This is a genomic window from Streptomyces sp. NPDC050211, assembly GCF_040656035.1.
Lineage (GTDB): Bacteria > Actinomycetota > Actinomycetes > Streptomycetales > Streptomycetaceae > Streptomyces.
Map to the genome: position 1 here is coordinate 25,962 of NZ_JBFALC010000007.1, position 11,646 is coordinate 37,607.

At 69.0% G+C, this 11,646-nt stretch carries 11 protein-coding genes; 9 read left to right on the forward strand and 2 right to left on the reverse strand.

Going from position 1 to position 11,646, the window contains the following annotated elements:
* Positions 1-65: 65 nt before the first annotated feature.
* Complete coding sequence (locus AB0I98_RS09635) at positions 66-1,160, forward strand: mechanosensitive ion channel family protein (protein WP_362937834.1); 1,095 nt, start codon at positions 66-68, stop codon at positions 1,158-1,160.
* 18 nt (positions 1,161-1,178) lie between these two features.
* Here AB0I98_RS09635 and AB0I98_RS09640 read toward each other — a convergent pair whose 3' ends face one another.
* Positions 1,179-1,598, reverse strand: coding sequence for a VOC family protein (locus tag AB0I98_RS09640; RefSeq protein WP_362937837.1), 420 nt, complete (start codon positions 1,596-1,598; stop codon positions 1,179-1,181).
* A 95-nt stretch (positions 1,599-1,693) separates the two neighbouring features.
* Positions 1,694-1,891 (reverse strand): hypothetical protein, encoded by a 198-nt coding sequence (locus AB0I98_RS09645; protein ID WP_362937839.1) that lies wholly within the window; start codon positions 1,889-1,891, stop codon positions 1,694-1,696.
* A 231-nt stretch (positions 1,892-2,122) separates the two neighbouring features.
* Between AB0I98_RS09645 and AB0I98_RS09650 the strand changes: the two genes are divergently transcribed.
* From AB0I98_RS09650 to AB0I98_RS09685, 8 genes are all read left to right on the forward strand, one after another.
* The gene (locus tag AB0I98_RS09650; RefSeq protein ID WP_362937842.1) at positions 2,123-3,334 is read left to right on the forward strand and encodes an ROK family transcriptional regulator; all 1,212 of its coding nucleotides are present in this window, start codon (positions 2,123-2,125) and stop codon (positions 3,332-3,334) included.
* A gap of 84 nt (positions 3,335-3,418) precedes the next feature.
* Positions 3,419-4,756, forward strand: coding sequence for an ABC transporter substrate-binding protein (locus AB0I98_RS09655; protein ID WP_362937845.1), 1,338 nt, complete (start codon positions 3,419-3,421; stop codon positions 4,754-4,756).
* Positions 4,756-5,697, forward strand: a complete 942-nt coding sequence (locus AB0I98_RS09660; RefSeq protein ID WP_362937848.1) for a sugar ABC transporter permease — start codon at positions 4,756-4,758, stop codon at positions 5,695-5,697. The genes AB0I98_RS09655 and AB0I98_RS09660 overlap by 1 nt, the downstream gene beginning before the upstream one ends.
* Positions 5,697-6,590 carry a carbohydrate ABC transporter permease gene (locus AB0I98_RS09665; protein WP_362937851.1) on the forward strand — a complete coding sequence of 298 codons (894 nt, stop codon included), beginning with the start codon at positions 5,697-5,699 and terminating at the stop codon, positions 6,588-6,590. The genes AB0I98_RS09660 and AB0I98_RS09665 overlap by 1 nt, the downstream gene beginning before the upstream one ends.
* Positions 6,591-6,597: 7 nt before the next feature.
* The gene (locus AB0I98_RS09670; RefSeq protein WP_362937854.1) at positions 6,598-7,863 is read left to right on the forward strand and encodes a 6-phospho-beta-glucosidase; all 1,266 of its coding nucleotides are present in this window, start codon (positions 6,598-6,600) and stop codon (positions 7,861-7,863) included.
* Positions 7,854-8,825 carry a BadF/BadG/BcrA/BcrD ATPase family protein gene (locus AB0I98_RS09675; RefSeq protein WP_362937857.1) on the forward strand — a complete coding sequence of 324 codons (972 nt, stop codon included), beginning with the start codon at positions 7,854-7,856 and terminating at the stop codon, positions 8,823-8,825. Before AB0I98_RS09670 ends, AB0I98_RS09675 begins: the two co-directional genes overlap by 10 nt.
* 305 nt (positions 8,826-9,130) lie before the next feature.
* Positions 9,131-10,561: a hypothetical protein gene (locus AB0I98_RS09680; protein ID WP_362937860.1), complete on the forward strand. Its 1,431-nt coding sequence runs from the start codon at positions 9,131-9,133 to the stop codon at positions 10,559-10,561.
* 14 nt (positions 10,562-10,575) lie between these two features.
* The gene (locus AB0I98_RS09685) at positions 10,576-11,628 is read left to right on the forward strand and encodes a glutamate ABC transporter substrate-binding protein (protein ID WP_362937863.1); all 1,053 of its coding nucleotides are present in this window, start codon (positions 10,576-10,578) and stop codon (positions 11,626-11,628) included.
* The last annotated feature ends 18 nt before the right edge of the window (positions 11,629-11,646 follow it).

An 11,646-nucleotide genomic window follows, 5' to 3' on the forward strand; every position in this document is an offset into this window, starting at 1 on the left:
GGTGACCTTCTTGTGATCTTTACTGCCTGCCGGCGGGTGGACCGCTACACCTGGAGGTACCTGCCGTGTCCCTGTCCGCCGTCCTCTTGGCCGCCGGTTCGTCGCCGTCGCCGTCTCCCTCACAGACGACGCCCCCGGCGGTCCCCTCGCTCCAGGACGCCCAGGAGAGCGCGACCAACGCCGCCGGCTGGGTCGAGCAGAACTGGTCCACCTGGCTCGCGATCGGCCTCAGAGTCCTGCTGATCCTGGTGATCGCGGCGGTGCTGAGAGTGGCGGTGCGCCGGGCGATCACCAAGCTGATCGAGCGCATGAACCGCACGGCCCAGGCGGTCGACGGCACGGCGCTGGGCGGTCTGCTGGTCAATGTGGAGCGCCGCCGACAGCGCTCACACGCGATCGGCTCGGTGCTCCGCTCGGTGGCCAGCTTCCTGATCATGGGCACCGCGGGCCTGATGGTCCTGTCCACCTTCGAGATCAACCTCGCCCCGCTGCTGGCCTCCGCCGGTGTCGCGGGCGTCGCGATCGGTTTCGGCGCCCGCAACCTCGTCACGGACTTCCTCTCCGGCGTCTTCATGATCCTCGAGGACCAGTACGGCGTCGGCGACACCGTCGACGCGGGCGTCGCCTCCGGCGAGGTCATCGAGGTCGGCCTGCGCGTCACCAAGCTGCGCGGCGACAACGGCGAGATCTGGTACGTCCGCAATGGCGAGGTCAAGCGCATCGGCAACCTGTCCCAGGGCTGGGCCACGGCCGGTGTCGACGTCACCGTCCGCCCCTCGGAGGACCTGGACCGGGTCAAGGCGGTCCTCACCCAGGTCGGTGAGGAGATGAGCAAGGAAGACCCCTGGAACGAGATGCTCTGGGGCCCGGTCGAGATCCTGGGCCTGGACAGCGTCCTGCTGGACTCCATGGTCGTCCGCGTCTCCGCCAAGACCATGCCCGGCAAGTCCCTCACCGTCGAACGCGAACTCCGCTGGCGCATCAAGCGCGCCTTCGACGCCGAGGGCATCCGCATCGTCGGCGGCCTGCCGCTCCAGCCGGAGGGCGAGTCGCCCGCCGACCCGACCGCGGGCATGGCGGCCCCGTCGGTCTACTCGAACACGTCGTCCCCGCAAGCTTCGGCGGCCTCACCGCTCACTCCGCCGAGCACGACGAAGTAGGCGTTGCGGGACTAGGGACTACTCCGGTGCCGCGGCCGCCTCGGTCTGCGGGTTGGACACCAGTTCCCACAGGTGCCCGTCGGGGTCGGTGAAGTAGCCCATGTAGGACCCGTCATAGCTGCCCGCGCTCTTGGGGACCGACCCGCCCGCCGCCGTGGCTCGGGCGAGGATGTCGTCGACCTCTGCCCTGCTGCCGATGGCACAGGAGATGACGCACGCGCCCGCCACGGCGGCGTCGGGAGTGGCGACGCCGGCACGGTCGGTGTACGTCGCGTACTCCTCGCGCTCGATCAGGAAGAGCGACAGGTTCGGCAGCTCGAAGAGGACGGCGCCTTCGTCGACGGCCGCCGCGGACAGCCCCAGTCCGTCCCGGTAGAAGCGCAGGGCCCCGTCCAGGTCGGCGACCGGAAGCGAGAGGACGACGGTTTTCGGCTTCATGGTTTTCTCCTGACTCGATCGGGATTCGCTGGGGACTATCGGGGTGCACTGGGGACTCTCGGGATTCGCTGAGGGCTCTCGGGATTCCCTGAGGACTAGTCGCTGCTGGAGCCGGAGCCCGTCTTCCCGCTCCCGCTGCTGAGGCGCCCCAGGAAGCGCAGCACTTCACCCACCCCCAGCGTCACGGCGGCCACCGCCCGCACCCAGCGCGGGCCGCCCCGCTGCGCCCAGACGACGCAGACGCACGCGCCGACGATGAGCACGAGGACGACGGACAAGACGAGTACGGCCATGCGCCGTCCCTCCTTCGGTTGTGGTCGCGTTCTGTTGTGATCACGCCATCCTGGCAGGACCGGTTGCACGGACCTCTCTTGACGCCCCCTTCATGCCGGGCTTACCTTCCTGAGCACCGCGATAGGAAAGTTTCCTAACAGTAGTCGGGCGGGCTCCGTCGAGCGCCCTCGATGGACTTCCCTCCCCCGTCACTGAAAAGCTGGGCGGCTGAAAGGCAGGTGTCGACTCACATGGCAGGAACCGCCGGTACGCCGGGCACCCCGCGCGTCCTGCGCGCCATGAACGACCGTGCCGCGCTGGACCTCCTGCTGGCCCACGGCCCCCTGTCCCGCACGAAGATCGGCAAGCTCACCGGCCTCTCCAAGCCGACCGCCTCTCAGCTCCTGGCCCGCCTGGAGGCCGCCGGGCTCGTCCTCGTCACCGGCACCAGCGAGGGACGCCCGGGCCCCAACGCCCAGCTGTACGCGGTCAACCCGACCGCCGCGTACGCCGCCGGGCTCGATGTCACCCCCGAACGCATCCACGCCGCCGTCGCCGACATCACGGGCCGCACGGTCGGCGAGTACGAGCTGCCGACCCCGGGCAGGCGGCCCAAGGGACCCGTCGTCCAGCAGGTCACCGACGCCCTCGACGGCGCCGTCAAGGCGGCCGGGCTCGCCCGCACCGACCTCCACCGGCTCGTCATCGGCACCCCCGGCGCCTTTGACCCCGGCACCGGCCGACTCCGCTACGCCTCCCACCTCCCGGGCTGGCACTCCCCCACGCTCCTCGACGAACTCGCCGCCGCGCTACCGATGCCGGTCGAGTACGAGAACGACGTCAACCTCGTCGCCGTCGCCGAGCAGCGACTGGGGGCGGCCCGGGGGCACGAGGACTTCGTGCTGCTGTGGAACGAAGGAGGCCTGGGTGCCGCCCTCGTCCTCGGCGGCCGGCTGCACCGCGGCTGGACCGGCGGTGCGGGAGAGGTAGGTTTCCTGCCGGTCCCCGGCGCACCGCTCGTGCGGCAGGTAACCAAAGCCAACAGTGGCGGCTACCAGGAGCTGGCCGGATCGCAGGCCATCCCCCACCTCGCGCGCGAGCTCGGCATCTCCGACATCCCCTCGGGACCGTACGCCGAAGTCGCCGCCGCGCTCGTCGCGCGGGCCGCCGCCGAGGACACCGTCCTGCACCGGCTGCTCCTCGAGACGTACGCGACCCGGCTCGCCACGGGTCTCGCCTCCCTCGTCTCCGTCCTCGACCCCGAACTCGTCGTCCTCAGCGGCGCCTCACTCGCCTCCGGCGGCGAGGTGCTGCGCGCCCTCGTCCAGGCCGAGCTGGAGGAGCTGGCCGCGGCCCGGCCCCGGCTCGTCGTGGGCGATGTCCATGAACACCCCGTGCTGCGCGGCGCGTTGGAGAGCGCACTGGCAGCCACCCGCGACGAGGTCTTCGACACCTCCCGCTGACCCCGTAGTCACACACCTTCTTTCCTCGCCACACCTTCCTTCCTCGCCCCATCCCGTCCTGTCCCGTCCCAGGGAGTACTTGCCATGCCCGGAATATCCCGGAAAGCCGCGATCGCGCTCGCCGCCTCCGCCTCCATCGCCCTCCTCGCCACCGCCTGTACCGGCCAGTCGAGCTCCGGCGCCGAGGACGACGCCTCCAAGGAGACGACCCTCAACTTCTGGCACGCCTGGAGCGCGCCCGCCGAGGTGAAGGCCGTCAAGTCGCTGATCACCGGCTTCGAGAAGGCGCACCCCAACATCCACGTCAACGTCGTCGGCAATATGACCGACGACAAGATCAACCAGGCTCTGCGGGCCGGCGGCGCCAAGGCCCCCGACGTCATCTCGTCCTTCACCACGAACAACGTCGGCAAGTTCTGCTCGTCCGGCGCCCTGGTCGATCTCAACCCGTTCTTCGAGAAGGCGAAGATCGACCCGGAGAAGACCTTCCCGAAGGCGATGAACGAGTACACGCAGTTCGAGGGCAACCGGTGCACCGTGCCGCTGCTGGGTGACGCGTACGGGCTCTACTACAACAAGACGGCCTTCGACAAGGCCGGCATCAAGAGCCCGCCCAAGACCTGGTCCGAATTCGAGACGGTCGCCAAGAAACTGACGATCACTCAAGGGAACACGTACAAGCAACTCGGCTTCATGCCGAACTACCACGGCTGGGAGTCGACGACCGAGCACTACCTCGGCCAGTTCTCCCCCACGTACTTCGGTGCGGACGGCAAGTCCAACCTCGCCAAGGACCCCGCCTTCGAGGCCGGTTTCACCCTCCAGAAGAAGCTCGTAGACGCACTCGGCGGCTACAAGAAGCTGGAGACCTATCGCGCAACGCTCGGCGACGAATGGGGCCCCAAGCATCCCTTCCACACCGGTCAGGTCGCCATGCAGCTCGACGGCGAATGGCGGCTGGGCATGGCCCTGGACGCGAAGACGGACTTCGAGATCGGCGTCGCCCCGCTGCCCGTGCCCGACGACCAGGCCGATGAGTACGGCAAGGGCTACATCACCGGGACGATCGCCGGAATCGCCGCGACCAGCGAGAAGCGGAACGCGGCCTGGGAACTGGTGAAGTACATGACCACGGACACGGACGCGGTGGTCGGCTTCTCCAACGCGATCCACAATGTGCCGTCCACCCTGGAAGCCCTGAAGTCGCCGAAGCTGAAGTACGACCCGCGTTTCAAGACGTTCCTGGAGATCGCCGCGAACCCGAATTCCACGACGTCTCCCGCGTCCGTCAACGGCGGTGTGTATCTGGCGACGATCCAGGAGTTCGGATACGCCTACGAGAGCGGCAAGGAGACCGACCTCAAGGCGGGCCTCGCCAAGACGGCGAAGCAGATCGACACGGACATCGCGCAGGCGCAGTAATGGCCACGATCACCCTCGCGTCGAAGCGCCGCCGGTCGGCGCTTCGAAACGCCGCCTTCATGTCGCCCTGGCTGATCGGCTTCGCGGTCTTCTTCGCGTATCCGCTGATCTCGACCGTCTATTTCTCGTTCATGCACTACGACGGCTTCAAACCGGCGACGTGGAGCGGAACGCAGAACTGGACGTACGTCTTCGAGCACTACACCTTCTTCTGGCCCGCCCTGCGCAACACCCTGTGGCTGGTCGTGATCATGGTGAGCCTGCGGGTCGTGTTCGGCCTCGGCGTGGGCATGCTGATCACCAAGATCAAGACGGGCACGGGCGTCTTCCGCACGCTCTTCTATCTGCCGTATCTCGCTCCGCCCGTCGCCGCGACCATGGCCTTCGCGTTCCTGCTCAACCCCGGCACGGGCCCGGTCAACTCGATCCTCGAGAAGGTGGGCCTCCCGGCCCCGGGCTGGTTCAACGACCCCACCTGGTCCAAGCCCGCCCTCACCCTGCTCGCCCTCTGGGGCATCGGCGACCTCATGGTCATCTTCATGGCGGCGCTGCTCGACGTGCCCCGGGAGCAGTACGAGGCGGCCGAGCTGGACGGGGCGTCGGCGTGGCAGCGGTTCCGCTATGTAACCCTTCCCAACATCTCGCCGATCGTGATGTTCGCGGTGGTCACCGGCGTGATCCAGGCCATGCAGTACTACACGCAGCCATTGGTCGCCGGGAAAGTCGCGTCGGGCGTGATCCAGGGCGCGGGCACGCAGTTCGAGCCCGGCTACCCGGAGAAGTCCACCCTCACGCTCCCCCAGCTCGTCTACAACCTCGGCTTCCAGCGCTTCGACTACGGCTCCGCCTGTGTCGTCGCCCTGGTCCTCTTCGCCCTGTCGATGGTGTTCACCGCGTTCCTGATGCGGCGTCGGGGCGGTCTCATCCAGGCAGGTGACTGATGACGCAAGTACTCGACAAGCCGGTGGAGTTGAGGGCTCCGGGCTCTCCCGCCGAGCGCACGGCCCGTCGCAAGGCGATCCTGGAGTGGATCGCGGTCCACGCGCTGGGTGTCGCCGCCGCCCTGTTCTTCGTACTCCCCTTCGTGTTCGTCTTCCTGACCTCGCTGATGAGCGACAGCCAGGCCCTCAGCCGCGACCTGATCCCGAACACCTGGGAGTGGGGCAACTACCAGAAGGTCTTCGACACACCGGGTTTCCTGACCTGGTGGCGGAACACGCTGCTCTACGCCGGACTGGGAACGATCCTTACCGTCGTGTCGTCGATCCCGGTGGCGTACGCGCTGGCCAAGTTCCGCTTCCGGGGCCGCAATCTGTCCCTGATGCTGGTGATCTCGATGATGATGCTGCCACCGCAGGTGGTCGTCATCCCGATGTATCTGTTCTGGGCGAAGCAGCTGGACCTGTCCGGCACGCTCTGGCCGCTGATCATCCCGATGGCCTTCGGGGACGCGTTCTCGATCTTCCTGCTCCGCCAGTTCCTGATGACCGTGCCGAACGAGTACCTGGACGCGGCGAAGGTCGACGGCTGCGGAGAGCTGCGCACCCTGCTGAAGGTCGTCGTTCCGATGGCGAAGCCCGGCATCGCCGCCGTGGCGCTGTTCCAGTTCTTCTACGCCTGGAACGACTACTTCGGCCCGCAGATCTACGCCTCGGAGAACCAGAGCGCCTGGACGCTGAGCTACGGCCTGGAGTCCTTCAAGGGCATGCACCACACCGACTGGAACCTGACCATGGCCGCGACCGTTCTCGTCATGGCCCCCGTGATCCTCGTGTTCTTCTTCGCGCAGAAGGCGTTCGTCGAGGGCGTCACTCTCACCGGAGTAAAGGGTTGATCCGTTCATGAAACTCACCGTGGTCGGCGGCGGCTCGACCTACACACCCGAACTCATCGACGGTTTCGCCCGGTTGAGGGACACCCTGCCGATCGAGGAACTCGTGCTCGTCGACCCGGCGGCCGAACGCCTGGAGCTGGTGGGCGGGCTGGCCCGGCGTATCTTCGCCAAGCAGGGCCACGACGGCAGGATCGTCACGACCTCCGATCTGGACGCGGGGGTCGACGGTGCCGACGCCGTCCTCCTCCAGCTCCGCGTCGGCGGTCAGGCGGCCCGCGAGCAGGACGAGACCTGGCCCCTGGAGTGCGGCTGCGTCGGCCAGGAGACGACGGGCGCGGGGGGCCTGGCCAAGGCGCTGCGCACGGTGCCGGTGGTCCTCGACATCGCGGAACGGGTCCGCCGTACGAACCCGAACGCCTGGATCATCGACTTCACCAACCCGGTCGGCATCGTCACCCGCGCCCTGCTCCAGGCGGGCCACAAGGCGATCGGCCTGTGCAACGTGGCGATCGGCTTCCAGCGGAAGTTCGCCCACATGCTGGGCGTCGCTCCCGCGGACGTCCACCTGGACCACGTGGGCCTCAACCACCTCACCTGGGAGACTGGCGTACGACTGGGCGGCCCCGAGGGCGAGGACGTACTGCCCAAGCTCCTTGCGGAGCACGGCGACCCGATCGCCGCCGACCTGCACCTACCCCGCCCGCTCCTGGACCGCCTGGGCGTCGTCCCCTCGTACTACCTGCGCTACTACTACGCGCACGACGAGGTCGTACGAGAGCTGCGCACCAAGCCGTCCAGGGCCGCCGAAGTGGCCGAAATGGAACGGCGGCTGCTGACGATGTACGGCGACCCGGCCCTGGACGAGAAACCGGAACTGCTCGCCAAGCGGGGCGGTGCCTTCTACTCGGAGGCCGCGGTGGACCTGGCGGCGGGCTTGCTGGGCGGCGGTGGCAGCCCGTATCAGGTGGTGAACGCCTACAACCGGGGCACGCTGCCCTTCCTGCCGGACGACGCGGTGATCGAGGTGCAGGCGGCGGTGGGGCCCCAGGGTCCGTCGCCGCTGCCCGTACCGGCCGTGGACCCGCTGTACGCGGGGCTGATGGCGCAGGTGACGGCGTACGAGGACCTGGCGCTGGAGGCGGCCGTGCACGGGGGTCGGAACCGGGTCTTCCGGGCCCTGCTGTGCCACCCTCTGATCGGGCAGTACGCGTACGCGGAAGCCCTCACCGACCGACTGATCGCACACAACCGGGAGCATCTCGCGTGGGCATGACCGCATCCGTCCTCGCCGTCGACGCGGGCAACAGCAAGACCGATGTGGCGGTGGTGGCGGCGGACGGGCAGGTCCTGGCCACGGCGCGCGGCGGTGGATTCCGGCCACCCGCGGTCGGCGTGGAGGCGGCGGTGGACGTGGTCGCCGAGGCCGTACAGCGGGCCTTCACCGACGCCGGGGTCACCTCCGCCGACCATGTCTCGGCATGTCTGGCCAACGCCGACTTCCCCGTGGAGGAGGAGCAGTTGGCGGCCGCGCTGCACGCGCGCGGGTGGGGCACGACCGTCGAGGTCCGCAACGACACGTTCGCGATCCTGCGGGCCGGGGTCACCGAACCGCGCGGGGTCGCCGTCGTCTGCGGCGCCGGCATCAACTGCGTCGGCATGCACCCCGACGGAAACACCGCCCGCTTCCCCGCGATCGGCCGTATCTCCGGTGACTGGGGCGGCGGTTGGGGCCTGGCGGAGGAGGCACTGTGGTTCGCGGCCCGTGCGGAGGACGGCAGGGGCGAACCGACGGCACTGGCTCACGCCCTGCCCGCGCACTTCGGCCTCGACTCCATGTACGCCCTCATCGAGTCCCTGCACCTGGAACACATCGAGCCGCTGCGCCGCCATGAACTGACGCCGGTGCTCTTCGCCACCGCGGCGGACGGTGACCCGGTGGCCCGGGCGATCGTGGACCGGCTGGCCGACGAGGTGGTGACGATGGCGACGGTGGCCCTGACCCGCCTGGGGCTGCTGGAGGAGGAGACGCCGGTGGTGCTGGGGGGCGGGGTGCTGGCCGCGGGGCACGCGCAACTGGACGCCCGGATCCGGGACTTGCTGGCGGAACGGGCTCCGAAGGCGGTGGCGCGGGTGGTGCGAGCGCGGCCGGTGCTGGGGGCGGTGTTGCTGGGGCTCGACCGGGTGGGGGCTGGGGCCGAGGTGCAGGAACGGGTGCGCACTCAGTATGTGACATAGCACCGCCGCGTATGTGACATAGCACCGTCGCACAACGGGACATGACCCCCCGAGCTCCCACCCGCCCCCCAATGGAACCGAACCGATTCCCCCGGCGTATTCATGGGCAGGGGAGGGTGCGGAGTGCCACGTCATGCCCGAAACTCGGGCTACACCGCTGCGATCCGATCAAGATCCAGTGAAGGCCGGTGCGGAATGTCAGTCCCGGCAGCGATACTTGCGGCGAAGGATGACCATGGGGGAGGTCAGCAGTGACACACTCGCCGAAAAGCAGCACGGCGCCACCAGCGGGCGCCGTGCCCACGATGCCATCACTACCGCCGCCACCGGGCGACCCCGGCGCGCCCGGCCCATCCCTTCCCCCCGCACCGCAGGGATCGGCCGCCCCGGACCCCACCGAGCCGCCCCGCCGCACCGCGTTCGCCGAGGGCGTCGACCGCCTCCGCGCGGCGGCCACCACGGAACCCGGCCGCCTGCGCATCATCGGCGCGGTCCTCGCCCTGCTGGTCGTCGCCTTCGGTGCCGTGACGGCCTGGCAGACGACCGAGCGGGCGGGCTCGGCCGACGCCGTACTGCACAGCAGCCAGCCGCTCAGCTCGGACGCGGCCGACATCTACCGCTCCCTCGCCGACGCCAACACGGCGGCCTCCAGCGGCTTCCTGGCCGGCGGCCAGGAGACGGCGGCGACGCGCGACCGGTACGAGAAGGACATCCGCACCGCCGCGGCCAAGCTCGTCAACGCCGCCGCGAACTCGGAGCCCGACTCCCCGTCCGCGGAGACCATCACCCGGCTCAACCGGCTGCTGCCGGAGTACAAGGGCCTGGTCGAGCGCGCCCGGACGTACAACCGGCAGGGCTTCCCGGTCGGCGGCGCGTATCTGCGGTACGCGAACGAGAAGATGCAGACCCAGATGCTCCCCGCGGCCGAGGATCTCTACACGAAGGAGAAGCAGCGGCTGCGCGACGACTACGACGACGCGACGCCGTATCCCTGGATCGCGATCGCTCTCGGCGTCCTCGCGCTCGCCGGGCTGGCCTGGGCCCAGCACCGCAACTACCGGCGCACCAACCGCGTGCTCAACCACGGCCTGGTCGCCGCCAGCGCGACGGCCACGGTGGTGCTGCTCTGGCTGGTCGTCGGCCACAGCGTCGCCCGCGCGGGCCTCAACGACTCGTACGACCACGGAGTCCGCTCGCTGAACGTGCTGAACGACGCCCGGATCGCCTCCCTGAAGGCACGCGGCAACGAGAACCTGACGCTGGTGGCCCGCGGCGCCGAGACGGTCACCACCCCGGACGGCAAGACCCTCGACAAGTTCGACGACACGTTCCAGAAGGACATGAAGACCCTCGCCAAGGGCCTGACCGCGGCCGAGGATCTCGCCGACGACGGCTCCGGCGAGCAGCCGGTCACGGCGGCCGTGGGCAACATGGAGGAGTGGCAGAAGCGCCACACCGCCGCCCGCGCGGAGGACGACAACGGCAACTACCAGCAGGCACTGGACAAGGTGATCGGCGCCAAGGGCACGACGAAGGGCGCGACCGGCGAGTGCTTCGACAGCGTCGACAAGAACCTCGCCACGGCACTCAAGCACGAGCAGACCGAGTTCAAGCAGGCCGCCGGTGACGGCCTCGACGCGATGACCGGTCTGTCGGTGGGCGCCGCCGTCCTCGCGGTACTCGGTGCCGCTGGCGCGGTAGTGGGCATCGGGCGCAGGCTGTCGGAGTACCGATGAAAGGGGGCGTGACGATGCATGCACGGAGGTTCTCCCTTCGCCGCCTCCGAGCCGGCCTGAAGGGCTGGGGCGGTGTCGGTGCGATGGCGGTCGTATGCGCCCTGGCGTTGGCCTTCGCGCTGCTGCTGCCGAAGACCCAGTCCACCGGCGACGGCGCGGGCACGGACGGCCAGGAGGTCGCCCACGGCAGCCAGGCGCGGGCCGAGGAGTGCGACGACCCGGAGAAGCAGACCCTGTCCCCGTCCGGCGCGGACGGCTCCACCATCGACGCCATCAAGGCCCGTGAGGGCGAGAAGCGGAAGCTGATCGTCGGCGTCGACCAGAACAGCTACCGCTGGGGCTACCGCAACCCCAACAGCGCCGGTACGGCCGAACTGGAGGGCTTCGACATCGACCTGGTCCACCGGATCGCCCAGGACATCCTCGGCGACCCGGACGCGGTCCAGTTCAAGGCCATCCCCACCAACCAGCGCATCCCGGCCATCCAGGAGGGCCGCGTCGACATGATCGTCCGCACGATGACGATCAACTGCAGCCGCCTCGAGGACGTCGCCTTCTCCGCGCCCTACTTCAAGACCGGCCAGCAGCTCCTGGCCCCCAAGTCCTCGACCATCACCGGCTACGACGACTCGCTCGCCGACAAGAAGATCTGCACAGCCGAGGGTTCCACCGCGTACACCAAGCTGGACGAGGACAAGAAGGCGAAGAAGCTGGTCTCCTCCGCCGACATATCCACCACCGTCCCCAACCAGCTCGACTGCCTGGTGCGGCTCCAACTCGGCGAGGCCGACGCCGTGGTGACCGACGGCGCGCTCGCCGCCAGCCAGGCCGCGCAGGATCCGACGGTCGAGCTGAAAGGCGCCCCGTTCACCACCGAGTACTACGGCGTGGCGATGAAACAGGACGCCGACGATCTGGTACGCCGGGTCAACCAGATCCTCGTGGACTACCGGGAGGACACCGCGAACGGCTGGCAGACGTCGTACGACAAGTGGTTGTCGGCCACACTGGGTGAGGACTCGACGAAGTCGGAACCGCCCGCACCGCAGTATCTGCGCAAGAGCTGAACCACCGTCAACGTCCGC

What these genes read in the sequence shown, in the direction of transcription:
- AB0I98_RS09640 (WP_362937837.1), bottom strand. Translation starts at nt 1,598, where the DNA reads ATGAAGCCGAAAACCGTCGTCCTCTCGCTTCCGGTCGCCGACCTGGAC.
- AB0I98_RS09645 (WP_362937839.1), bottom strand. Translation starts at nt 1,891, where the DNA reads ATGGCCGTACTCGTCTTGTCCGTCGTCCTCGTGCTCATCGTCGGCGCG.
- AB0I98_RS09650 (WP_362937842.1), top strand. Translation starts at nt 2,123, where the DNA reads ATGGCAGGAACCGCCGGTACGCCGGGCACCCCGCGCGTCCTGCGCGCC.
- AB0I98_RS09655 (WP_362937845.1), top strand. Translation starts at nt 3,419, where the DNA reads ATGCCCGGAATATCCCGGAAAGCCGCGATCGCGCTCGCCGCCTCCGCC.
- AB0I98_RS09660 (WP_362937848.1), top strand. Translation starts at nt 4,756, where the DNA reads ATGGCCACGATCACCCTCGCGTCGAAGCGCCGCCGGTCGGCGCTTCGA.
- AB0I98_RS09665 (WP_362937851.1), top strand. Translation starts at nt 5,697, where the DNA reads ATGACGCAAGTACTCGACAAGCCGGTGGAGTTGAGGGCTCCGGGCTCT.
- AB0I98_RS09670 (WP_362937854.1), top strand. Translation starts at nt 6,598, where the DNA reads ATGAAACTCACCGTGGTCGGCGGCGGCTCGACCTACACACCCGAACTC.
- AB0I98_RS09680 (WP_362937860.1), top strand. Translation starts at nt 9,131, where the DNA reads ATGCCATCACTACCGCCGCCACCGGGCGACCCCGGCGCGCCCGGCCCA.
- AB0I98_RS09685 (WP_362937863.1), top strand. Translation starts at nt 10,576, where the DNA reads ATGCATGCACGGAGGTTCTCCCTTCGCCGCCTCCGAGCCGGCCTGAAG.